The 23,069-nt window shown below is 68.5% G+C and carries 19 protein-coding genes; 8 read left to right on the forward strand and 11 right to left on the reverse strand.

All coding sequences use genetic code 11. The features are described 5' to 3' along the window. The 3 genes from AC1DHX_RS14380 to glgC all read right to left on the reverse strand — a co-directional run. Positions 1 to 200 (reverse strand): pyridoxamine 5'-phosphate oxidase family protein (locus AC1DHX_RS14380; RefSeq protein ID WP_476900157.1); only part of this gene is annotated, 200 nt, incomplete at its 3' end. Positions 201 to 296: 96 nt separating this feature from the next. After that, positions 297 to 1,805: an SDR family NAD(P)-dependent oxidoreductase gene (locus tag AC1DHX_RS14385; protein WP_476858582.1), complete on the reverse strand. Its 1,509-nt coding sequence runs from the start codon at positions 1,803 to 1,805 to the stop codon at positions 297 to 299. Between the two features lie 61 nt (positions 1,806 to 1,866). Next, positions 1,867 to 3,282 (reverse strand): glucose-1-phosphate adenylyltransferase, encoded by a 1,416-nt coding sequence (gene glgC, locus AC1DHX_RS14390; protein WP_476850945.1) that lies wholly within the window; start codon positions 3,280 to 3,282, stop codon positions 1,867 to 1,869. A gap of 102 nt (positions 3,283 to 3,384) precedes the next feature. On the opposite strand from glgC, the gene glgA reads away from it, so the two are divergent. Beyond that, complete coding sequence (glgA, locus tag AC1DHX_RS14395; RefSeq protein WP_476850944.1) at positions 3,385 to 4,590, forward strand: glycogen synthase; 1,206 nt, start codon at positions 3,385 to 3,387, stop codon at positions 4,588 to 4,590. A 58-nt stretch (positions 4,591 to 4,648) separates the two neighbouring features. On the opposite strand, the gene AC1DHX_RS14400 is transcribed toward glgA, so the two are convergent. Then, entirely contained in the window at positions 4,649 to 6,847 is a 2,199-nt protein-coding gene (locus tag AC1DHX_RS14400) for an acyl-CoA dehydrogenase family protein (protein WP_476900158.1), read from the reverse strand. 75 nt (positions 6,848 to 6,922) lie between these two features. Continuing rightward, positions 6,923 to 7,663 carry a TetR family transcriptional regulator gene (locus tag AC1DHX_RS14405; protein WP_476858580.1) on the reverse strand — a complete coding sequence of 247 codons (741 nt, stop codon included), beginning with the start codon at positions 7,661 to 7,663 and terminating at the stop codon, positions 6,923 to 6,925. Between the two features lie 61 nt (positions 7,664 to 7,724). Between AC1DHX_RS14405 and AC1DHX_RS14410 the strand changes: the two genes are divergently transcribed. The 3 genes from AC1DHX_RS14410 to AC1DHX_RS14420 are packed head-to-tail and all read left to right on the forward strand — an operon-like array spanning position 7,725 to position 11,372. After that, a complete protein-coding gene (locus AC1DHX_RS14410) occupies positions 7,725 to 9,110 on the forward strand; it encodes an acetyl-CoA C-acetyltransferase (protein ID WP_476858579.1) in 1,386 nt (461 codons plus the stop codon). Between the two features lie 10 nt (positions 9,111 to 9,120). Beyond that, positions 9,121 to 10,461 carry a 3-oxoacyl-ACP reductase gene (locus AC1DHX_RS14415; protein ID WP_476858578.1) on the forward strand — a complete coding sequence of 447 codons (1,341 nt, stop codon included), beginning with the start codon at positions 9,121 to 9,123 and terminating at the stop codon, positions 10,459 to 10,461. Then, entirely contained in the window at positions 10,458 to 11,372 is a 915-nt protein-coding gene (locus AC1DHX_RS14420; protein ID WP_476858577.1) for a MaoC family dehydratase, read from the forward strand. Before AC1DHX_RS14415 ends, AC1DHX_RS14420 begins: the two co-directional genes overlap by 4 nt. A 98-nt stretch (positions 11,373 to 11,470) precedes the next feature. Here the strand turns inward: AC1DHX_RS14420 and AC1DHX_RS14425 are convergent, their stop codons facing one another. The 5 genes from AC1DHX_RS14425 to AC1DHX_RS14445 form a co-directional block, all read right to left on the reverse strand. Continuing rightward, entirely contained in the window at positions 11,471 to 12,634 is a 1,164-nt protein-coding gene (locus AC1DHX_RS14425; protein WP_476850938.1) for an FUSC family protein, read from the reverse strand. A gap of 82 nt (positions 12,635 to 12,716) precedes the next feature. Beyond that, positions 12,717 to 13,841, reverse strand: a complete 1,125-nt coding sequence (locus AC1DHX_RS14430; protein WP_476900159.1) for a serine hydrolase domain-containing protein — start codon at positions 13,839 to 13,841, stop codon at positions 12,717 to 12,719. A 53-nt stretch (positions 13,842 to 13,894) separates the two neighbouring features. Further along, positions 13,895 to 14,962, reverse strand: coding sequence for a glutathione S-transferase family protein (locus AC1DHX_RS14435; RefSeq protein ID WP_476900160.1), 1,068 nt, complete (start codon positions 14,960 to 14,962; stop codon positions 13,895 to 13,897). 9 nt (positions 14,963 to 14,971) lie between these two features. Then, positions 14,972 to 15,760 (reverse strand): M50 family metallopeptidase, encoded by a 789-nt coding sequence (locus tag AC1DHX_RS14440; RefSeq protein ID WP_476858574.1) that lies wholly within the window; start codon positions 15,758 to 15,760, stop codon positions 14,972 to 14,974. Next, positions 15,757 to 16,110 (reverse strand): TraR/DksA family transcriptional regulator, encoded by a 354-nt coding sequence (locus AC1DHX_RS14445; protein ID WP_476850934.1) that lies wholly within the window; start codon positions 16,108 to 16,110, stop codon positions 15,757 to 15,759. Before AC1DHX_RS14445 ends, AC1DHX_RS14440 begins: the two co-directional genes overlap by 4 nt. 155 nt (positions 16,111 to 16,265) lie before the next feature. On the opposite strand from AC1DHX_RS14445, the gene malQ reads away from it, so the two are divergent. After that, positions 16,266 to 18,509, forward strand: coding sequence for a 4-alpha-glucanotransferase (malQ, locus tag AC1DHX_RS14450; protein ID WP_476858573.1), 2,244 nt, complete (start codon positions 16,266 to 16,268; stop codon positions 18,507 to 18,509). A 120-nt stretch (positions 18,510 to 18,629) separates the two neighbouring features. Beyond that, positions 18,630 to 19,688: an alkaline phosphatase family protein gene (locus tag AC1DHX_RS14455; protein ID WP_476900161.1), complete on the forward strand. Its 1,059-nt coding sequence runs from the start codon at positions 18,630 to 18,632 to the stop codon at positions 19,686 to 19,688. Between the two features lie 130 nt (positions 19,689 to 19,818). On the opposite strand, the gene AC1DHX_RS14460 is transcribed toward AC1DHX_RS14455, so the two are convergent. After that, a complete protein-coding gene (locus AC1DHX_RS14460; protein WP_476850931.1) occupies positions 19,819 to 20,088 on the reverse strand; it encodes a hypothetical protein in 270 nt (89 codons plus the stop codon). Between the two features lie 240 nt (positions 20,089 to 20,328). Between AC1DHX_RS14460 and AC1DHX_RS14465 the strand changes: the two genes are divergently transcribed. Together AC1DHX_RS14465 and AC1DHX_RS14470 are read left to right on the forward strand one after the other, a co-directional pair. Then, positions 20,329 to 21,846, forward strand: coding sequence for a CYTH and CHAD domain-containing protein (locus tag AC1DHX_RS14465; protein ID WP_476858571.1), 1,518 nt, complete (start codon positions 20,329 to 20,331; stop codon positions 21,844 to 21,846). A 30-nt stretch (positions 21,847 to 21,876) separates the two neighbouring features. Further along, positions 21,877 to 23,031, forward strand: a complete 1,155-nt coding sequence (locus AC1DHX_RS14470; RefSeq protein WP_476858570.1) for an AI-2E family transporter — start codon at positions 21,877 to 21,879, stop codon at positions 23,029 to 23,031. Positions 23,032 to 23,069 lie beyond the last annotated feature (38 nt).

Below are 23,069 nucleotides of genomic sequence, written 5' to 3' on the forward strand. Positions count from 1 at the left end.
CCTGTGATCGCGCCCCACAGCTTCGTGCCGCCGGCGGTGCGGAAGGCAATCGCCCGCCGTTCGAGGACGAAATTCACCGGGAAGATCTCCGGATGGTTGTCTACGATCAGCGCTACGCGCCCCACAACTTCGGTGTCGAGCAGCGCCCAGCACTGGTCCATGGTCAGCGAGTATTCCGGCGAGGGCGTGGTTGAGTCCATGTCGAGCCACACTACGGGCCGGCCCGGACCCCGATTAGGGCCATAGGTCCCGCAGCGGACACGTAAGTGACGGACGCCGCGGCCCGCCGGCGCCGGTCACCAGGGACTGGGCTTGTAGTCCTTGAGGAACACGCCGTACTGGTCCTCGCCGGATTCGCCCATCACGATAGGGTCGTACACGCGGGCGGCGCCGTCAACTAGGTCCAGGGGCGCGTGGAAGCCCTCTTCCATGAGGCGGACTTTGGTGTAGTGCGGCCGCTCGTCCGTGATCCAGCCGGTGTCCACGGCCGTCATGAGGATGCCGTCGGCGTCGAGCATTTCCTGGGCGCTGGTTCGCGTCATCATGTTCAGCGCCGCCTTGGCCATGTTCGTGTGCGGGTGCCCGGGGCCCTTGTAGGCGCGGGAGAACTGGCCTTCCATGGCGCTGACATTGACGATGTACTTCCGCCGCGCGGTGGAGCGCTTCATGGCCCCCCGCAGCCGGCTGACCAGCAGGAACGGAGCCGTCACGTTGCACAACTGCACTTCGAGCATCTCCAGCGGGTCCACTTCGTCCAGCACCTGGGTCCAGCTGTTGATGGTGGCGAGGTCCGGGACCAGTCCGCCCGCGTCGATCGCGGTGCCGGAGGCAATCCGCTCCAGCGACGCCGACCCGGTGGACAGGGCCAGGGACGTGATCGCGTCCCCGGCCAGCACGGGATGGTCGAGCACGCTGCTGGCGAGGGCAAGCGGGTGCTTGTCGTGGGCGTGGCCGAACGTGACGAGCTCCGGGCCCCCGTTGGCAGCCTGGAGGGCGGCGGGCAGCGGCTCGTCCTCGGCGTCGACGAGCGGCTTGTAGGCGTTGCCGGAGCGCCGCACGGTCTGGGCCGCGTTGTTGATGATGATGTCCAGCGGTCCGGCGGCATCCAGGGAATCCGTCAGGGCCATCACCTGGGACGGGTCACGGAGGTCGATGCCCACGATCCGGAGCCGGTGCAGCCAGTCGGCGCTGTCCTCCATCGCAGCGAAGCGGCGGGCGGCGTCCTTCGGGAACCGGGTGGTGATGGTGGTGTGCGCACCGTCCCGGAGGAGCCGGAGCGCGATGTACATGCCGATCTTCGCCCGGCCGCCGGTCAGGAGGGCCCTGCGGCCCGTGAGATCGGTGCGGGCGTCGCGCTTGCTGTGGCTGAACAGGGCGCACTCGGGGCACAGCTGGTGGTAGAAGGCATCCACCTGGGTGTAGTGCTGCTTGCAGATGTAGCACGGCCGGGACCTGATCAGGTGGCCGGCGATTTCCCCGGTGGCGGACGTGGCGAGCTTGTTGCCGCGCGTCTCGTCGTCGATCCTGTCGGGGGCCGCCGTCGCCGTCTGTGCCATCACGGCGCGGTCCGCCTCGGCGATCTCATCGCGCTTGCTGACCCGCCGGTGGCGCTTGACGGCCTTGAACATCTTCCCGGTGGCGCGGCGCACTGAGACGTAGTCCGGGTGCTCCTCGTCATAGGCGTGGATCGTGTTCAGGACCTTCAGGCAGGCCTGGATTTCCTCCGGGGTCAGTCCGGCGAGATCAGACCCGGGAAGACCAGATTCGGCAGAGGGAAAGTCGGAGGACAGATCGGGGGAGCTCATTGCCCTAATTTTACAGGGTGCGGGGAGCCCGGCCGGACGTGCCTGCCGGGCCCCCGCCTGCCTATGCCGTGGGTGAGTGCTTGACCGGTGCGTCTGTGCCCACAGCGGCGGCCTGCACGTCGGCAACCTTGTCCACGGACTCCCGCAGCTCGGGCCAGTTCTCGGTGGCGGTCCGGACGGCGTCGGGCACCAGGCGCAGGTTGGCCGCAGAGAGCGCCCTTTCCGCGTCGCTGGGGTCCGGGACGTGCTGGCCCTTGGACAGGACCGTGATTCCGGAGTCGGTGACCTTGAACCCGCGGGCTCGGTCCAGTTCGGGGTCGAGTCCGATCGTGGCCCCGGCCGGGATCTTGACGTTCTTGTCGATGATGGCGCGTTTGATCACGGCGCCTTCGCCGACATTGACCTTGTCCATCAGGACCGAGTCCAGGACCCGGCTCGAGGTGCCCACGTAGACGTCGTTGGAGAGCACGGAGCCTTCCACGATGCCGCCGGAGACGACGACGCCGCTGGCCACGATGGAATCCAGTGCCGTGCCCACGGTGTTGGACTTGCCGCGGACAAACTTGGCCGGCGGGGAGATGGTCTGGCGGGTGTAGATCGGCCACTCGGAGTTGTAGAGGTTGAACACCGGGACGGGGGAGATCAGGTCCATGTGGGCGTCGTAGAACGAATCGATGGTGCCGACGTCGCGCCAGTAGGTGCGGTCGCGTTCGGTGGACCCGGGAATGTCGTTGAGGGTGAAGTCGTAGACACCGGCCTCGCCCTGGTTCACGAAGTAGGGAATGATGTCCCCGCCCATGTCGTGCTTGGTATCGAGGCGCTCGGCGTCCACGTGGAGGGCTTCGATCAGGGCATCGGCGTCGAACACGTAGTTGCCCATGGAGGCCAGGAACTGGCTGGGGTCGGCCGCGAGGCCGGGAGTCGACGACGGCTTCTCCACGAACGCGGCAATTTTGTCCGGGTTGTCCGCATCGGTTTCGATCACGCCGAACTGGTCCGCCATGTGCAGCGGCTGGCGGACCGCGGCGACCGTGGCCTTGGCACCGCTCGCGACGTGCTGCGCCACCATCTGGGAGAAGTCCATCCGGTAGACGTGGTCTGCGCCGACCACGACCACGATGTCGGGGTTGGCGTCGTGAATGAGGTTCAGCGACTGATAAATGGCGTTGGCGCTGCCGAGGAACCAGCTCTTGCCGACGCGCTGCTGGGCCGGAACCGAGGCCACATAGTTGCCGAGTTGGGTGGACATCCGCCACGTTTCGGAAATGTGCCGGTCAAGGCTGTGGGACTTGTATTGCGTCAACACCACAATTTGCAGATAGCGGGAATTCACAAGATTTGAAAGGGCAAAGTCAATGAGCCGGTAGCTTCCGGCAAACGGGACACCAGGCTTGGCCCGGTCCGCCGTCAACGGCATGAGCCGGTTTCCCTCGCCACCTGCGAGGACAATTGCCAAAACTCTCTTTTGATGCGGCATGGTGATAGCTCCTGAACGCCTTCGTTACTCCCCAATACAGTCCGGCATGCCCGAACGTCTTCACACTAGATCAGTTCCACCGTAACGACTACCTTGGTGCATGTGCGAATAGATATTGTGACCAAAGAATTCCCGCCGGAAATTTACGGCGGCGCCGGGGTCCACGTGGCCGAGCTCAGCCGAGTGCTGGCCCAACGCGTGGACCTTCAGGTGCGTGCCTTCGGCGCGCCCCGCGAGCCCGGGTATCACGGAGCGACCGTCACGTCGTATCCCGTGCCCGAAGACCTGGGCTCTGCAAACGCCGCCATCCAGACCCTCGGGGTGGACCTGAGGATCGTTCCGGACATCGCCGGCGCGGACCTGGTCCACTCCCACACCTGGTATGCCAACATGGCCGGACACATCGCGTCGCTGCTCCACGGCATCCCGCATGTCCTCAGCGCGCACAGCCTGGAGCCGCTGCGCCCGTGGAAAGCCGAGCAGCTCGGTGGCGGCTACGCGGTGTCCTCCTGGGTGGAAAAGACCGCCTACGAGGCCGCGGCCGCCATCATCGCCGTCTCGGAAGGCATGCGCCAGGACATCCTGCGCAGCTATCCGGACGTTGACCCGGCCAAGGTCAAGGTGGTCCACAACGGCATCGATGTCAGCCAGTGGAACCGGGACGAGGCTGATGACATCATCCGTCCGCTCGGAATCGATCCGGAGCGCCCCAGCGTTGTTTTTGTGGGCCGGAACACCCGGCAGAAGGGCGTGCCGTACCTGTTGCGGGCCGCCGCCAAGCTCCCGGCCGACGTCCAGCTGGTGTTGTGCCTCGGTGCCGCGGACACGCCGGAACTGGCGGCCGAGACGGCACGCCTGATCGAGGAGCTGCAGAGCCAGCGCAGCGGCGTGATCCTGATCGAGCGGATGCTGCCCCGCAACGAGGTCATCCAGGTGCTCAGCCACGCGACCGCGTTCGCGTGCCCGTCCATCTACGAACCGCTGGGCATCGTCAACCTTGAGGCGATGGCGTGCGGTGCCGCCGTGGTGGCCAGCGCCACCGGCGGTATCCCGGAGGTCGTCGAGCACGGCAAGACCGGACTGCTTGTTCCGATCGAGCAGGTCACGGACGGCACCGGAATCCCTCTGGACCCGGAGAAGTTCGTCACCGACTTTGCCGAGGCCCTCATCGAAGTGGTGTCCGATCCTGCCCGGGCCCGCGCCATGGGCGAAGCCGGCCGGCGCCGGGCCGAGGAGCACTTCTCCTGGGAATCCATCACGGAGACCACGCTCGAGGTCTACCGCTCGGTGCTCCAGCAGGGCTCCTGACCCCGCGACGGAACAGCACCACAGCGTCACTGCAGCACGGAGTCACTGCACTTCAGAGTCACAGCACTGCGACGGCGGCGCCGCCCCGGCGGGTGCCCTGGGCCTTGGTGCCGTGAGCTTTTGTGCCGTGAACGGCGCGGGCAAGCAGGATCTTTTCGTCCAGTGGCGCCTGGCCGCTGGCCCGCTGCTTGCGGAAGTAGTCCCGGGCCTCGTCCTGGCGGACCTTCTCCGCGCCGGTGGAGATCTCAGCGCGGAGGTGCTCCGGGCCGTACCCGAACGCGTCCACCAGGTCCAAGGCGTGCGGACGGATCTTCACGAGCAGGCGGTTGATGTATTCGCCCACAGTGCGTCCGCGCTGCATCGACAGCCTGCCGTTCATGAGGTACCAGGACAGGTTCTTCTCGATCAGGGACAGGCCGAAGAGATCGCGCAGCCACGTCAGGACTTTGTGCGTGCCCGGGTCTGTCACCTTGCCGAGGGCTTCCGTAAAGGCCTCCCACTGCAGCAGCTCCGCATGGGCCTGGGCGGCTTCGATGAGTTCGTGCTGGTGGGCGTTGAACAAGGCGGCGCCCTGCTGCTGCGGGAGCTTGTTCGCGCCCTTGAGGGCCGTGGCCACCTCCGCGACCATGGTCTGGACGCGGTCCGTGAGCAGGGTCCGCTGGCTTGCTTCGTCCTTGATCGCCAGCGCCGCTTTCTGCACTGATCCGGTGTCGGCCACGAACTGGGCGACGCCGCGCAGTCCGGTGCGGTGGATTGCCGCACCGGTGGCCTGGCCCACGACATAGCGGGCCAGCACGCCGACGTTGACGGTGCGGAATTCCTTGGCGTAGTCCGCCAGCAGGCGCTTGGCGACCAGCTGCAGCAGGACGGTGTTGTCGCCTTCGAACGTGGCGTAGACGTCGAGGTCGGCGCGGAGCGAGGCGAACCGGTTCTCGATCAGGAATCCGGCACCACCGCAGGCCTCGCGGCATTCCTGCAGCGTATCCAGGGCGTGCCAGGTGCTCAGCGGCTTCAGGGCCGCGGCCAGGGTTTCGAGGTCCTGGCGGTCCTGGTCGGTGTCGTGGCGGCCGGAGAAGACATCGTCGAATTTCTGCAGCAGTTGCTCGCTGGCGAAGCTGGCGGCGTACGTGGTGGCCAGCCGGGTGAAGAGCCGGCGCTGGTGCCGCTGGTAGTCCAGCAGCACTTCCTCGTCGGTCTGGGAGGAGGCATTGAACTGCCGGCGTTCGGTGGCGTACTGGATGGCGGTCTTCAGGGCCAGCTTCGACGCCGTCACGGCGGCTCCGTCGAGGGAGACCCGGCCCTGGACCAGCGTGCCGAGCATGGTGAAGAAGCGGCGGCCCGGGCTGGCGATGGGGGACGTGTAGTTGCCCTCGGGGTCGACGTYGCCGTAGCGGTTCAGSAGGTTGGTGCGGGGAATCCGGACGTKSGTGAAGTGMAKCCGGCCGTTGTCGATGCCGTTCAGGCCGCCCTTGACSCCRTCGTCCTCGCCCCCGATGCCCGGCAGGAAGTCCTTGGTCCCGGGGTCCCGGAGGTCCATGTAGAACGCGTGCACGCCGTGGTTGACGCCCTTTGTCACCAGTTGGGCGAACACGACGGCGGCCAGGCCATCGGTGGCGGCGTTGCCGATGTAGTCCTTCCACGCTGCCCGGAACGGTGTGTGGACCACGAACTCCCCGGCGGCGGGGTCATAGGTGGCGGTGGTGGCAATGCTGGCCACGTCGGAGCCGTGCCCGGTCTCGGTCATGGCGAAGCAACCCGGGATCTCCAGGCTCATGATGCCGGGCAGCCATTTCTCGTGGTGTTCCGCGGTGCCGAGGTGGTTCACTGCGGAGCCGAACAGGCCCCACTGCACGCCGGCCTTGATCTGCAGCGACGGGTCGGCGATGACCAGTTCCTGGAAGCCGGCCACGTTGCCGCCGTGGTCATCGGAGCCGCCCACGGACTCCGGGAAGGCGCGGTGGACGGCCCCGTTGTCCACCAGGATCCTGAGCTGCCCGAAGACGCGCCGGCGGTGTTCTGTGTGGGTCTGGCCCTCGATCTTGTGCAGTTCCGGGCGGCCGGCGAGGCCCCTGGACTTCAGCCGGATGTCGGCCCACTTGCCGAGCAGCTGTTCGCCAAGGGCCGCGACGTCGACGGCGGGCGCCTCAGGGGTACCGGGCTGGCCGGAACGGCCGGTTGCCGTGGTTGCCGCCGGCTGTTGTGGTTGCGGCCGGCGCCGGGGTGCGTTGCCGGTGGTGCGGTCGGCTAGTTCAGTCATGTCGTTTCCTTCTGTGGTTTTGACAATCTTTAGTGCTGACAGTTCAGGTCGCGGGCGGGGGCCGGCGTGCCGCTGCTACGGCGCGCCCTGGCCTGCCGGGTCTGTTCGTTCCGTTTGTGCTGCTTCTTCGGGAGGAGGCGCCTGCAGCTCGGGGGCGATGCCGAAGCAGAGCCAATCGGTGATCTGCCGCGCCATGGCCTCCTGGCCGGGCTTGGCCGGCCCGGGCGGGCTGGCGAGCCACTGTTCGCCGGCATTCCGGACCAGGCCGATCGCGGCGTTGGGCCAGTAGCCGATCACGGCTTCCTTGTCCTGGCCGCCGCCCAGATGGCTGCGCATCGGCCGGGCAATCATGTCGCTGATGGCGGCGAAGAAGTGGCTCAAGGCTCCCGCCGTGGACATGGACGGGCCGGCCGTTTCGGCCTCGCCGGAAGCATGTCGCGTCACGAACGTGTAGACATTCGGGCTGGTCTCGGCCATTTGCAGGTACGCGGACACCATGGCGAACAGGCCTTCGCGGGGCGTCTGGGCGCTCTGGGCCGCCTCCTGGATGCGCCGCTGCATCTGGCTCAGGACCACCTCGCCCACGGCCTGCTGGAGTCCGGCTTTGTCGCCGAAATAGCGGTAGAACACGGACTTCGACGTTCCCGCGGCTGCGGCAATGTCCTCCATGGATGCGTCGCTGCCGAGGGCATGCACCGCTTTCCGGGCGGACTTGATCAGCTCCCGCCGCCGTTCCTCGCGGTGGGACTGCCAGCGGGAAGCGCGGCCGTCGACGGCGGCCTGCCCGGCGGGCACGGCGGCTTTGGGGATGTTCACGATACCCAGCGTATCAGGTACGCTGGGTATCGGTAATCGCTTTGATCGAAGGAGACAGCCCATGTCCGTCAACGGACAGTCAGTGCCCCGCCCCCAGCCAGCCGCCGCACCCGCCGCCGGGAAGACACAGCACGCCGGCGCGGGCCCGGCGCAACTCCGCAAGGCCGTGGTCGTGGGCGGCAACCGCATCCCGTTCGCCCGGACCGGAGGCGCGTACACGAAGTCCTCCAACCAGGACATGCTCACGGCCGCCCTTGATGGCCTGATCGCCCGCTTCGGCCTGCAGGACGAGCGGATCGGGGAAGTGGCTGCGGGGGCGGTCCTCAAGCACTCCCGGGATTTCAACCTCACCCGGGAAGCGGTGCTCGGCTCGGCACTCTCCGCCGAGACCCCGGCGTATGACCTCCAGCAGGCCTGCGCCACCGGCCTGGAAACGGTGCTTGGCCTGGCGAACAAGATCAAGCTGGGCCAGATCGATTCCGCGATCGCCGGCGGCGTCGACTCGGCCTCTGACGCCCCCATCGCCGTCAGCGAGGGACTCCGCGAGGTGCTCCTTGACCTCAACCGCGCCAGGACGATGTCCCGGAAACTGCAGGTCCTCAGCCGGCTCCGTCCCAAGGATCTGGCTCCCGATGCACCGAACACGGGGGAGCCGCGCACCGGCCTGTCGATGGGCGAGCACCAGGCGCTGACCACGGCGCAGTGGAAGATCACCCGCGAGGCCCAGGACGAGCTGGCCTTCAACAGCCACCGGAACCTGGCCGCGGCTTACGACGCCGGCTTCTTCGATGACCTCCTGACCCCCTACCGGGGACTGAGCCGCGACTCCAACCTGCGCGCCGACACGAGCCCGGAGAAACTGGCCACCCTCAAGCCCGTTTTCGGCAAGAACCTGGGCGCCGAGGCGACCATGACGGCCGGCAATTCCACCCCGCTGACAGATGGCGCCTCCACCGTTCTGCTGGCGTCCGAGGAATGGGCCGACGCCCACGACCTCCCCAAGCTCGCCGCGGTGATCGACGGCGAGGCTGCCGCCGTCGACTTTGTCCACGGCAAAGACGGGCTGCTCATGGCCCCGGCCTTCGCGGTGCCCCGGCTCCTCGCACGCCACAATCTCAGCCTCGCGGACATCGATTTCTTTGAGATCCACGAGGCTTTCGCCGGCACGGTGCTGAGCACCCTCGCCGCGTGGGAGGACGACGAATTCGGCCGCACCCGCCTGGGCCTGGACGGCGCCTTCGGCAGCATCGACCGGGCCAAGTTGAACGTCAACGGCTCCTCGCTGGCCGCCGGACACCCGTTTGCGGCCACGGGCGGCAGGATCGTGGCCTCGCTGGCGAAAATGCTGCACGAAAAGGGCGACGTCAACGGGCGTCCGGCCCGCGGCCTCGTGTCCATTTGCGCCGCCGGCGGCCAGGGCGTCGTCGCAATCCTCGAAGCACTCTAGGGAGAACCGGATGAGCGACAAGTACACCCGGCTGGTCAGCCACGGACTCGGCAAAGACCTCGCCAAGCGTCTCGGCCTCCCGCAGCCAGTGGTCCTCCGGCGGCACGAGCCCGGCCGCCCCCTCATCGACGGACCGGTCCTGGTCCAGGGATCAACCGGCGGCGCCGACGAGCTCGCCGCCACCCTGCTGGACTGGAACCTCGATGTCCGTCGCCACGCGATACCCAAGGAGAAGCTCGGCGCCATCATCCTGGTGCTGGACGAGCTGGCCCACCCCGGCGATCTTGAGAAACCGGTCCTCACCGCCGCCGCGTCGCTGCGTGACCTCGCCCCGAACGCCCGCGTCATCACCATGTCCCGCACGGCGGGCTCGGCCACGGAACCGGCAACGGCGGCTGCCAGGCAGGGCGTGGACGGTCTCCTGCGGTCTTTGGCGAAGGAACTCCGTGCCGGCGCCACCGGCAACGGCATCCTGCTCGCCGACGGCGCCCGGACCACGAGCCCGGCAACACTGGGGGCGGTGAGGTTCTTCCTCTCGGGCCGCTCGGCGTTCGTGGACGGGCAGTTCCTGACCGTCAGCTCCGGCGCCGGCCAGCTGCCCGACGACGTCGAGAAGCCGCTGGCCGGCAAGGTGGCCGTGGTGACCGGCGCCGCGCGCGGCATCGGGGCCGCGATTGCCCGCACCCTCTACCGCGACGGCGCCACACTCATCCTCGTCGACATTCCCGCTGCGGGAGAGCATCTGGCGGCAGTGGCCAACGAGGTCCATGGGACGGCCCTGCAGCTGGACATCAGCCGCGACGACGCCGGCCAGCGGATCATCGGCCACGCCGCGGCACGGCACGGCCGGCTGGACATCATGATCCACAACGCAGGGATCACCCGGGACAAGCTCCTGGCCAACATGGACGCCGGCCGCTGGAACTCCGTGCTCGCCGTCAACATCGCCGCGCAGCTGCGGATCAATGAGGCCCTCCTGGCCTCGGAGCACTTCCAGGACTCGCCCCGGATCGTGTCCGTGGCCTCCACCAGCGGGATCGCCGGAAACCGCGGCCAGACCAACTATGCCGCGTCCAAGGCCGGCGTGATCGGCATGGTCCGCGCCACGGCGCCTCTCATCGGCGAGCGCGGCGGCTCCATCAACGCCGTGGCTCCGGGGTTCATTGAAACCGAGATGACGGCCAGGATCCCGTTCGCCACCCGCGAAGTGGCGCGCCGGCTCAACTCCCTGCAGCAGGGCGGCCGGCCGGGCGACGTCGCCGAGGCCATCGCGTTCCTGGCCAGCGACGCCGCGGGCGGGATTTCCGGGGAGGTGCTGCGCGTCTGCGGGCAGAACCTGGTCGGCGCATGAACGGTTTCCAGACCGTCATCCTGGGCGAGATGCCCGCCCTGTCCAAGCTCTACGTGAACGCGGCCGCCGCCGCGGCACGGCGCCGGGTCCTGGGCACCCACGGCGGCACCGAACTGCCCGCCTACATCCACGAGGTCCGTGGCGTGCGGGCCGACGTCGCCAATCTGACGGCGTATCAGCACCTGGTCGGCGAGACCGCGAGCGATATCCTGCCTGCGGGCTTCATTCATGCCCTGGCCTTTCCGCTGGCCATGAGCGTGATGAACCGGGACGATTTCCCGCTGCCCCTGCTGGGCATGATCCACCTGACGAACAGGGTGGTGCAGTCCGGGCCGGTCCTGTTCACGGAGGCCCTGGACATCCGGACCCGCGTGGAGAACCTGCGGGGGCACCGCGCCGGTACGCAGCTCGATGTCGTCGCGGAGGTGCGCGCCGCCGGGCAGGAAGAGGTCCTCTGGCGCGGGGTTTCGACCTACCTGGCCAAGGGGGTGTTCCTCCCGGGGATCGACAAGGCCTCGGTGGCCGTGCCGCCGCCGCCGTTCTCCGTGCCGGATCCCACGGCCCTGTGGCAGCTGGGCGTCGATACCGGGCGTGCCTACGCGGCTGTCTCCGGAGACTTCAACCCCATCCACCTGAGCGTCCTGACCGCCAAGGCCCTCGGGCAGCGGCGGTCCCTTGCCCACGGCATGTACCTCGCGTCGCGGGCACTGGCCGACGTCGGTGCCGTCAAAGGCGACGCGTTCAGCTGGGAGGTGGCCTTCGAGGCGCCCGTGTTCCTGCCCGCCCGGGTGGCGCTGGACATCAGCACCGTCCAGACCGAGGGCGGCGGCTGGCGGCGTTCGGACTACGTGGCGTGGAACCCGCTGTCCGGTCGCCGGCACTTCAGCGGATCGGTCGCCGCGCTGGACTAACCGGTACTGCCATAGCCGGGCAGGACAGACAGTCCGACGGCGGCATCCGCTGTGGGGTTACCCCGGCGGGAGCCGCCGTCGTTGTGCCTGCCGGTTGCCTAGGTTGCGGACGGGGTTTCGGACGGGTCCGCCGGTTGCTCTTCCGGCCGGCCGGGCTTCGCCACCCGCAGCATGCGGTGCATGCTCAAGAGAATGGATTCCACCGCGCTGGGGGCGTCGTGGGTGTGCGGCACCGAGCCAAGCCTGGCGGTGAGCTCGTTGATCGCCGCGTCGGCGGTGCGGGCCAGCTCGGCCTGGCGATCCGGGTTGTCCTCCTCCGTGGCTCGCAGCACGTCGCCGACGGCGGACATGGCGTCCCCGAGGGGTGCCGCGTATTCGTCCGGAATCACGAACGGGGTGTCCTCGGCCCAGATGACGTCGGAGAGCACCTGGGTGACGTCCTGGACGTGGAATGTGAGCCGCTCCAGGTCCCGCAGGTTGCGGTAGTCGAGGGTGATGTCGCGCGGATGCAGCCGGCGGCGGGGATTGGCCCGGCGGCTGGCGTCAGCTTTCTCGACGGCGAGCCGCACTGAGCGGGCGTGCGCCGCGAGCGCTTCCGAGCGGCGGGACCAATCAACATGCTCCGGCGGCCAGCTCTCCTTGAGCGCCTTGCCCATGTCCCAGAGCTGCTGGGCGAGCGCCTGGCGCAATTCCACGATGCTCAGGGCCGCGGCCCGGAAATGCAGCGGCGGGAAGACCAACAGATTCACGACGATGCCCACCGTGACGCCGACCGCCATCTGGAAAAGGTACCCGAACGAGAACGAGTCCGGGTTGTGGCCGCCCACCAGCAGTACCAGCAGGGCCGCCGTCGGGATCCAGTCCCGGCCCGAACCGATCTTGGGCAGGCCGGCGAGGATAACGCCCAGTCCCATGACCACCGCGACCGTCCACGGCGACGGCGAGCCGAGGCTGAAAAGCATGAACGCCAGTCCCACCCCGATCGCCAGACCGACCAGCGCCTGCAGGCCCTGGCGCATGGAACCGGCAACGTTCTCGTACATGGCCACCAGGGCGCCGAGCGGGGCGTAGTAGGGGTAGTCAGCGGCGGAGCCCGGCATGAAGGGCGCGATCGCGAAAGCAATGCCCGCTGCCAGCGCCGCCTTCAGAGCCAGCTGGAGCCGCGGCCACACGAGCGCCGCCGCGACGCCGCTGGCCGCGCCATGGGCCCGTATGCGCAGCCAGGAGGGCGGCTTGTCTGTTGTCTTTTCTGGAGTGACCATCCCGGCTCACCCTAGGGCCGCGTGGTTGCTGCTACAAATGGACGAACCTGCTGCGGCGCCGCAGGAGCCTGCAGGGGGCCGGTCAGGACGCGGCGCGGGCGGCCTGCCGCACTGCCGCGGACAACCGCTGGGCCCGGCCGCTGGTCCGGCCTTCTTCGCTGCGGCGCGGCACGTACCCGAATCCGAGCCCGTAACCGGGATCCGCGAAGCCGAGGGCCGCGTTGGCGCCCTCGTGTCCGAAGGCCAGGTGGCTGCCGAAGTTCCGCCCCGGCTGGGGTTTCATGAACACGACGGCAAAGGCGTTGTCCTGCCCGGAGCACCGGTCCAGTCCCCACACCTGCTCAGCGGCCATGAGTTCGATGGTGGCCGGGCTCAGGAACGCGGGACCGCCGTCCACCCCGGTCGTGGCGGCGGCGTAGAGTCTGGCCAGTCCGTCGGCCGAGCCCACGCCGCCGGCGCTGCTCATTCCCGCGGCACGGACGACGCGGTGGTTGGGCAGTTCCATGATGGTGCTGACCRGCGCGTTGCTGTTCAGGCCGTCGAGGCTGAGCGGGTCCAGCCACGGCTGGGCCGGGTCAGGGTCGTAGAGCACCTCGCGGTACCGCGGTTCCTGGTCCTCGGGCAGGCCCAGGAAGAAGTCGATGCCCCGCGGGCGGCGGATACGCTCGTCGTAGAGCCGCTGGAGCGGCACTCCGGCAGTGCGGCGGCAGAGTTCCTCCATGAGGATCCCGATGGTCAGGGCGTGATAGCCGAAAGCCGTGCCCGGCCGCCACAGCGGCGCTGAGGCGGCGAGACAGCGGGCCGCCTCGGGTTCGGTGAAGTCGGCCAGGGCGAACCCGCCGGCGACGCCGGGCAGCCCGGCCTGGTGGGACAGCGCCTGCCGGACGGTGAGCAGATCCTTGCCGTGGACGCCGAACTCCGGCCAATAGGACGCGACGGTCCGGTCCAGATCGAGAAGGTTGTCCTGGACGAGCACGGCGATGACCATGGCGGCGGCGCCCTTGGAACACGAGTACGTGCCCGTGATGTCGCCGGCAGCGAACCCCGGGCCGCCGCGGAGGTCCACCACTTTCGTTCCCAAACGGTAGACGGCCAATTGCGCGCTGTAGTCCTGGTCCTCGGAAAGGAAGGAGTCGAAGAGCTCACGCACCTCCGCGAACTCCCGGGTGGCAAAGCCGGCCGAGAGGGACTGCGCTGCGTGTTCCATGGACCCCATATTCATGACCAACACCCTAACGGCCGTCCCGGGCGCCGGCGGCCTCAGGCTGCGCCGTGTCCCGGGGCAACCTCTTCGCCGGCCCGGACCGGTCCCGGGGGTGTGCCGTCGCCGAACGGCCGGCCGCCGAGTTCGTCGCGGCCGTGCCCGGTGAGCCAGCTGCCCAGTTCCGGCCCGCGCGGGACGATTCCGGTGGGGTTGATGTCCTCATGCACGATGTAGTAGTGCTGCTTGATCTGCACAAAGTCGGTGGTGTCGCCGAAGCCGGGGGTCTGGAAGAGGTCCCGTGCATAGGCCCACAGCACCGGCATTTCGCTGAGCTTTTGCCGGTTGCACTTGAAGTGCCCGTGGTAGACGGCGTCGAAGCGGGCCAGTGTGGTGAAGAGCCGGACGTCGGCCTCCGTGATCGTGTCGCCGACCAGGTACCGCTGGCCCGCCAGGCGTTCCTCGAGCCAGTCCAGGGCCGTCCAGAGCCGATCGTAGGCGGCGTTGTAGGCCTCCTGGGAACCGGCAAAGCCGCAGCGGTAGACGCCGTTGTTCACCTCGGTGAAGACACGCTTGTTGACGGCGTCTATTTCTTCCCTCAGGTGCTCCGGGTACAGCTCCGGCGCGCCGGCGCGGTGGTACTGGGTCCACTCCGTGGAAAAGTCGAGCGTGATCTGGGGGAAATTGTTGGTGACTACCTGCCCGCTGGGGACGTCCACGATCGCCGGGACGGTGATCCCGCGGGGGTAGTCGGGGAAGCGGCGGAAGTAGGCGTCCTGGATGCGTTCGATTCCGAGGACGGGATCCCTGCCGTCCGGGTCGAGGTCGAAGGTCCAGGACCGGGCGTCGTGGGTGGGGCCGGGCTGGCCGAGCGAGATGACCGCCTCCAGGCCGAGGAGCCGGCGCACGATCACCRTGCGGTTGGCCCACGGGCAGGCGCGCGCTGCGATGAGGCGGTAGCGGCCAGGTTCCACGGGCCAGCCGGGTTCGCCGTGGGCGCCCGTGGCACCGTCCCGGGTGATCCGGTCCTCAATGTAGTTGGTATCCCGGGTGAATTCCTCGCCGCCGGTCACATACGCGCCCTTGGTGCTGAATCCCGGATCGTCGGTGTGGGTACTCAGGCTCATGGTCCCAGCCTAAGGCCGGGAAGGGGACGGCCCGAACGCGGCCGTGAACACGGGCGCCATCGGCTGCCAGGCAAACCACCATGCCCCGGCCACAACCACGGCGAAGAGGGCAATCCACACCGCGGCGGGGATGGAGGTGGCCCGGGCCAGCAGATAGGCGTCCGACGTCGGGAGCCTGTCCCGGTGCCGCAAATGGACGTTGGCCAGTTTGCCGAGGTCCCTGACGGCAGCGACCAGTAGCGCCAGGCCCAGCACGATCATCACGTGGCCGTTGAATACCGGCGGCACGAACAGCACCAGGAGCGCCGAGGCCAGTACGGCGGCGGCGGTGATGAGGAGACCCACGCCGTTGCGGAGGAACAGGAAGGATGCCAGGAGGATGAGCGTGCCCACCGACATCGCGGCCGGCCCCCAGCCGTTGAAACCGCACCAGACCATCGCCGCCCCGACGACGGCCGGCACGGGGTAGCCCCAGAACGTCGACCAGGCGGCGGAGAGGCGGCTCCTGCTGTACGTCGTGGTGGTGCCGGAGTGGTCCAGGCCCAGCCGGATGCCTCCGAGCCGCTGGCCGGTGGTAAGGGCGGCAAACGCGTGGCCGAGTTCGTGGGTCACGGTGGCGAGCAGGCCAAAGTAGCGCCAGGACAGGCGGGGCAGGGAGACGGCCAATGCCAGCAGGACCACCGCGACGAGCTCAATACTGCTCACATGCGGGCTGGGGGCGTGGGTGAATCCGGCAACGATCCGCTCCCACCATGTCAGGGCCAGGTTCGGTTCCCCCAGCAGGCCGGGMGGGGTCATGCCCTGCCCGAGGCATGCGCGATGCAGTACGCGGTCCAGGGCCTGGCCTCCAGCCGGTCCTCGGGGATCGGGGTGGCGCATACAGCGCAGATTCCGTAGGTGCCCTCGTCCATCCGCGCGAGAGCGGCATCGATCTGCAGCAGGGAAGCCCTGCTCTGTTCCAGGAGCGCGGAGGCCTGGGATAGTTCGAAGGCGATCGTTGTGCCCTCGGGGTCGTGTTCGTCGTCGACGTTGGAGTCGAGGCGGGCGGCATTGACCGAGGTGATGTCCCGGCGGAGGGCGGGCAGGAGGGCAAGCTTCCGGTCACGTTCCTCGCGCAGGAGGATCCGGAACCGTTCGACGTCAACCATAGGCTTCAAGGCTAGCGCGGCCGCTGCGGGGGCGCCTAAACGGGCCGAAGGAGCCGTCCGCGCCGGGAGCCGGCCAAGGACTCAACGAACTGGTAGATGATTCCCACATCCACGGAAAGGGCGCGGGCGGTGGGGGCAGCGTCTAGAGTGGGCGCATGGTGGACCAGACGCACCCCGAGACCCCCGCAAACCCCGAGGACCGTCCAAACCCCGATCATCCTGCAGACGCCGGCAACGCCGCGGCCCCCGGGAGTCCCGGGCAGACCGGGGACGCTGATACGGCCGACGCGCTCCTGCGCGAACTCGCCGCAGCCTATGGCGTCGACACCAGCTACTGGGGCTGGGACGGAGTGCAGCGTTCCGTGGCCGCCGGGACCCTGCAGGACGTGCTGGCGGCCCTCGGAGTCCGCGCCAACGGGCCCCAGGAACAGCAACGCTCCCTGGCCGAGTCCCGGCTGGTACCCTGGCGGCGCATCCTGCCCCCGGTCCTTGTAGTGAGGGAGGGACAGGAGTCCCGCGTCGAGGTCCACGTCCCGCACGGAAGCGAGGTCCGCGTCTGGATCGACGCCGAGGACGGAAGCAGCTATGAGGCCGCCCAGCGGGAGAACTGGGACCARCCGGTCGACGTCGACGGCGTTCTCACGGGACGTGCCACGTTCGCCATACCCGGCGGCCTCGGTCTCGGCTGGCACACCTTGAGAGCCGACGCCGCGGGCACGGCGGCGCAGTGTCCGCTGGTTGTTACGCCAGACCGGCTCCGTGCCTCGGCCCTGCTCAAGGAACGCCGCACCTGGGGACTGACGGCCCAGCTGTACTCCGTGCGGTCCTCCCGGTCTTGGGGGATTGGCGATTTCGCCGATCTCGGGGACCTCGCCGAGGTTGCCGGGGAGCAGGGGGCCGGCTTTGTGCTGGTCAATCCGCTGCATGCCGCCGAACCAGTGCCGCCGGTCGAGGACTCCCCGTACCTGCCCACCACGCGGCGCTTTTTCAACCCGCTCTACCTGCGGGTGGAGGAAATCCCGGAATACGGTTACCTGGACGCAGCCGGCCGGGCCGAGGTGGCACGCCTGGCCGAAGGCCTGCAGGCGGCCAACCGTTCCCGGGACCTCCTGGACCGCAACGCCAGCTACGCGGCAAAGCTCGCGGCCCTGGAACGCGTGTTTGCGGTCCGCCGCGGGCCGGCCCGCACCCGGCAGTTCGCCGACTTCTGCGCAGAGCAGGGGCAGGGGCTCGAGGACTTTGCGCTGTGGTCTGCGCTCGCCGAAGAGCTGCCGCCGTCGGCGCCGGAATGGGCCGGAGCGGCGGCATCCCCGGCGTCGCCCTACTGTGTCGAGCAGCGGCCGAGGCTGGCAGCCCGGATCGAATTCCACTGCTGGCTGCAGTGGCTCTGCGACCAGCAGCTCGAGGCGGCCCAGCGTTCGGCACGCCAGGCGGGGATGGGGATCGGCGTCGTCCATGACCTCGCCGTCGGGGTAAAACCCGGCGGTGCCGACGCCTGGACCCTCTCCGGCGTTCTTGCCCGGGGCGTCAGCGTTGGTGCGCCTCCGGACATGTTCAACCAGCTGGGCCAGAACTGGTCGCAGCCGCCATGGCATCCGGGCCGGCTCGCCGAATCCGGCTATGCCGCCTACCGGGACATGCTCCGTACCGTGCTGCGGCACGCCGGCGGCATCCGGGTGGACCATATCCTCGGCCTGTTCCGGTTGTGGTGGATCCCCGAGGGCGGGGGGCCGGAGAGCGGCACGTATGTGCACTACGACCACGAGGCGCTCATCGGTATCCTTGCCCTCGAGGCGCAACGGGCCGGGGCGATCGTGATTGGCGAAGACCTCGGGGTGTTCGAGCCGTGGGTCCGCGGCTACCTGGCCGAGCGGGGGATATTCGGCACGTCGATCCTCTGGTTCGAACACGACGCCGATGGCCCGATTCCGCCGGAACACTACCGCGAGCAGTGCCTGACCAGCGTCAACACCCACGATCTGCCCCCGACGGCGGGCTACCTCGCCGGTGAACACGTCACCTTGCGCGAATCGCTCGGGCTGTTGCGGCGGCCAGTGGCGGAAGAACGCGCCGAGGCCGCGGCCGAGCAGGAGGCCGTGCTGGCCCGGGTCCGGGCACGCGGCCTGCTGGCGGAAAACGGCACGGACGTCCGGACCACGGTGGAGGCGCTGTACGCCTACACGGCGCTGGCCCCGTCAGCGCTGCTGGGGGTGGCACTGGTCGACGCCGTGGGGGAGACCCGGACCCAGAACCAGCCGGGCACCAGCACCGAATACCCGAACTGGCGCATTCCGCTGGCCGCTCCCGAGGGTGTGGTGCTGATAGACGACCTGCCGGACAACGAGCGGTTCCTGTCCCTGCTGGGCACCGTCCGCGGCGCGCTGCATCCCGGAGGGTGACCGGACACGGGGGAGCCGGACCGTGGACCGGGCGCGGGCAGCTTCTTGACCTGAGCCTGGCCTGAGGCCGGGAATGCGAACAGCATTGGCCGCACCAATACCGGCCGCTAGCATGGACCGATGACGCGGATCGGCCGACTCTCCCTGGCCGGCGGATGGGCGCTGGCGATGCTGCTGGCGGGGTGCACGTCGGTGCAGCCCCTCCAGGCCGGCCCGCCTTCGCAGCCCCCATCTGCCGAGTCCCCACCGGCCGGGTCCCTGCCTGCCGGGCCGGCGGGGACCGAATCGCCGCCCACGTCCCCCGGCCAGGACACGCCCGCCGCGACCCCACCACCATCCCCGTATTTCGCGCAGCCGGCCCCGCACCCCGCTCCGGGCGGACAGGCCAGCGGCGGAATCGCGCACATTGTGGTCATCGTCCAGGAGAACAAGGCGGCCTCGCAGATCATGGGCGCCAGCGAAGCGGGCTACTTCAACAAGCTTGCAGCGGAATTCTCCGTGGCCGCCAACTACCGGGCCATCACCCACCCGAGCCTGYCCAACTATCTCGCCCTCACGAGCGGAACCAGCGCGGGGATCACCAGCGACTGCAAGCCGGACTCGTGCACCGCCGATGTGCGCTCGATCGCCGATGAGATCACCCAATCCGGACGGACCTGGAAAATGTACGCCGAGGGCATGCCCGCGCCCTGCGCCGCGCATGACTCCCGCCGGTATGCGGTGAAGCATAATCCGTTCATGTATTACCCTGCCGTGACGGACGACGTGGCCTCCTGCTCGGACCATGTTGTTCCGTATGACCGGCTGGGGCAGGACCTGCAGTCGCCGTCGACCCTGCCGGACTACTCTTTCATCAGCCCGGACATGTGCAACGACACCCACGACTGCTCCATCGGTACCGGAGATGACTGGCTCGCCCGCGAAGTGCCCAGGATCCTGGGATCCCCGGCCTTCACGACGCAGAACTCCCTGCTGGTGATCACGTGGGATGAAGGCAGCAAAGACGACAACCGGGTGGCTACGGTTTTTGCCGGCCCGGCAGCGCGGAAGCACTTCACATCCAATGCCGCCTACTCGCACTATTCCTTGCTGCACACCATCGAGGACGTGTGGGGGCTGAGCCCCCTGACCGATGATGTCCGCAATGCGCCGCTCATGGGTGAATTGCTGAACCGCTAGCGGTCAGCCTATTCCCGGCCAATACACAGGAACCACTGCCCATAATGGACCCGAAGCTCCGGTCAACCGCTATTTGACCGGAGCTTCGCCACATCCGCCTGCACCGCCGGCGGTGTCCGCCCGGGTGAAGCTAGGGCGTGGCCTCGACGAGGAAGACCAGGGTCTCGGGCAGTACGCCGTCGTAGGCCATCGCCTCGCCCATTACGTCATTCTGCATCGCGGCCATGAGGGCATCCACGTCAGGGACATCCATCATCACTGCGACTTGCGTCGGGTTCTCGGGGTTGACGAACGTACGAATATTGGTGATCCCCAGTGGGCCGAACACCTCTTCGCGCTTCGGCGAGGCAAGCCAATGATCCTTGTCCTTGACATCGTGGTGGCCGATTATGGTTGGCATGGCGGTCCTCTCGCAGGGGGCCAGCGGTCCGCCGGCCCACTGCTCCGAAAGTTACTCGCCGCCGCATGCCCGGGCAAGTCATTTTTCCAGCCTCATACCGCGCGTCTGTGTGCCTCCCGGAGGGCCGCCGCCCTGAACTGGGCGGCCGCCCGTCCCCAGCGCCCGGTTCCCGTGACAATCTCCCCCGATAGGGGCCTTTGGGCACACGCCCGGCGCGTGCGGGAGTTCCTAAAATGAAGCATGGCCGCCGACGCGATCGAGGTGGAACGCAAGTACAGCCCTTCGGAATCCGACGCCCTCCCGCCACTGGCATCAATCCCAGGGGTAGATCGCGCCGGGCAGCCCGTCAACGAAATGCTGGACGCCGTCTACTTTGATACCAAAGCACTGGCATTGGCCAGGCAACGGATCACCCTGTGCCGGCGGTCAGGCGGTCCGGATGCAGGATGGCATCTCAAACTGCCGGTCGCCGTGGGGGAGCGCCGGGCGATACGGGAGCCGCTTGGCGGCGATCAGGATGCCGTGCCGGAAAATTTGCGGCAGCTGGTGCTCGTCCACACCCGCTGCCACGCGCTGATGCCGGTTGCACACATCCGGACCAGCCGGAGGGTCACGCCGTTGTACGCCGCCGACGGCGCAATCCTTGCCAACTTCAGTGACGACCGTGTCGAGGCCCAATCCCTGCTAACCCGCGCGGGACCGTCGCGGTGGCGGGAATGGGAACTGGAACTCGCCGGCGGCCCCCGTCGGCTGCTGCAGGACGCCGACGCTCTGTGCGCCGCAGAGGGAGTCACCATCGCCACCCACCCGTCCAAGCTCGCCCGGGCGCTCGGACCGGACTATCCGGAGAATCCGGGCACGGTTCCGAAACCGAGCCCGAGCGGGCCGGCCTCGGACGTCATGCTCTCGTACGTATCCCAACAGATACGCGCCGTGAAGCTGCATGATCCTCGCGTCCGGGTCAATGCGCCCGATGCCGTGCATCAATTCCGGGTGGCCGCCCGCCGGCTGCGGTCGGCACTGGCAACCTTTCGAACGCTCACAGATACGACGTCGGCCAGGTTCCTTAGCGGCGAGCTCCAGTGGCTCGCCGGCAACGTGGGCCAGGCCCGGGACGCCGAGGTCATCCGTGCCCGGCTGACGCAAATGATCAGTGCCGAACCTCCGGAGCTGTTAATCGGGCCAGTCGCGCAGCAGATCCAGGAGCACCTCGGCACTGTCCAGCAACGGGGCCTTGCCGCCGGACTGGCGGCGCTGGACAGCACCCGCTACTTCCGCCTCCTCGATGCCCTCGATGCCTTCCTTGCGGTACCTCCGCTGAGCGGCGGGGCAGGCAATGATGCGCCGGGGACGGTTGGCCGGCTCGTCTCCGCGGAACGAAAACGCCTCAAGGCGGCGGTCCGGTCCCTTGACGGCGGCACAGGCGGGACACCGCAGGATGCCGCATTGCATGAAGTTCGGAAGGCTGCCAAGCGGCTGCGCTATGCCGCAGAGGCGGCTACCCCCATTTTCGGCACTCAAGCAACGAACGTTGCCCGGGCCGCGGAGGGCATCCAGGAGATCCTCGGAGACTTCCAGGACAGCGTCGTCACCCGGGAAACCCTACTGGTGCTGGCGGGGCAGGCCGCGGATGCCCCCGGCAGCGGATTTACCTTCGGGCGCCTGCACGCCCTCGAGCAGCAGCGCGGCAACGAAGCCCGCATGCGGTTCTACGATGCGTGGCAACAGTCCAGGCCGAAACCCCTGCGCTGGGCCTAGCCACCGCGTCCGAACGCCGGGAGAACCCCTATGATCGAACCCCGCAACGCAATGCCGGCCATCTGGTCGGACGGACTGGGCCGCGCCAGCATCCGCTCCGTGCAGGTCCTCGCCGTGTCCGCCCTCGCGTGGGCAATCATCTGGGCCGCCAGCCGCATCCCGCTCGTCATCATCCCCGTCCTCATCGCCGTTATCCTGGCCGCAGCGATCTCCCCGCTGGTCCGCTGGCTCACCGGGCACGCCTGGCCGCGCGCCCTCGCGGTGGTTGCCTCGTTCGTGGCCATTCTCGCCGTTTTCGGCAGCGTCATCGCCGGCATCGTCATTCTGGTCTCCAACCAGTGGGGCGAGCTCACGGCCCGGGCCGCTGCGGGGGTCGAGCAACTGCACTCATTCCTGAACCACGGACCTGTCCCTGTCAGCGACCAACAGATCACCGCCGTCATGGACTCGGTGCGGGAGTTTTTCACCTCGAGCACGTTCAGTGCAGAAGCCCTCACCGGTGCCCGCACCGCGGTGGAAATCTTCACCGGCGCGGTGCTGATGGCCGTCACCCTGTTCTTCTTCCTCAAGGACGGTCCCGAAATCCGGGCCTTTCTCATTGGCATGCTGCCGGCCGACCACCGCGCCAGGGCACGGCTGGCGGCGGATCGCAGTACCGTCGTCCTGGGCGGGTATGTCCGCGGCACGGCCATGGTGGCCGCGGTTGACGGTCTCGTCGTCGGGATCACCCTCGCCATCATGGGAGTGCCGCTGGCCCTGCCGCTGGGAGTGTTCATCTTCATCGGCGGATTCATCCCGATCGTCGGTGCTACCGTCGCAGGAACCCTGGCCATTGTCGTCGCGCTGGTCTCCAACGGGCTGGTCCAGGCGCTCATTGTTGTGGCCGTGGTCATCGGCGTGAACCAGCTCGAACACCACTTCCTGCAGCCGGTCCTGATGGGCAGGGTCCTCAGCATCCACGGCCTGGCGATACTGCTCGTCCTGGCGGCGGGCACCATACTGGCCGGCATTGTCGGCGCGCTGCTGGCCGTGCCGATCACCGCCGTCACGTGGACGGTCGTGAAGACATGGACCGGCAAGGACCCGCTGCCCGGACTTGAGCCGCCCGGGCCGGAGCTGGCCGGACCTGAGCTGGCCGGACTTGAGCCGCCCGGGCCAGAGCTGCCCGGACCGGAGCCGCGGTAGGCCCGCCGTTCCGGACGCTGCCTGAAGCTGACCGCGGC

The sequence above is a fragment of the Arthrobacter sp. 05N33_2 genome (assembly GCF_056397425.1).

Coding starts and splice junctions, on each gene's coding strand:
- AC1DHX_RS14425 (WP_476850938.1), bottom strand. CDS start 12,634: ATGGTCACTCCAGAAAAGACAACAGACAAGCCGCCCTCCTGGCTGCGC.
- AC1DHX_RS14460 (WP_476850931.1), bottom strand. CDS start 20,088: ATGCCAACCATAATCGGCCACCACGATGTCAAGGACAAGGATCATTGG.
- AC1DHX_RS14410 (WP_476858579.1), top strand. CDS start 7,725: ATGTCCGTCAACGGACAGTCAGTGCCCCGCCCCCAGCCAGCCGCCGCA.
- glgC (WP_476850945.1), bottom strand. CDS start 3,282: ATGCCGCATCAAAAGAGAGTTTTGGCAATTGTCCTCGCAGGTGGCGAG.
- AC1DHX_RS14385 (WP_476858582.1), bottom strand. CDS start 1,805: ATGAGCTCCCCCGATCTGTCCTCCGACTTTCCCTCTGCCGAATCTGGT.
- AC1DHX_RS14465 (WP_476858571.1), top strand. CDS start 20,329: ATGGCCGCCGACGCGATCGAGGTGGAACGCAAGTACAGCCCTTCGGAA.
- AC1DHX_RS14445 (WP_476850934.1), bottom strand. CDS start 16,110: ATGGTTGACGTCGAACGGTTCCGGATCCTCCTGCGCGAGGAACGTGAC.
- AC1DHX_RS14470 (WP_476858570.1), top strand. CDS start 21,877: ATGATCGAACCCCGCAACGCAATGCCGGCCATCTGGTCGGACGGACTG.
- AC1DHX_RS14420 (WP_476858577.1), top strand. CDS start 10,458: ATGAACGGTTTCCAGACCGTCATCCTGGGCGAGATGCCCGCCCTGTCC.
- AC1DHX_RS14415 (WP_476858578.1), top strand. CDS start 9,121: ATGAGCGACAAGTACACCCGGCTGGTCAGCCACGGACTCGGCAAAGAC.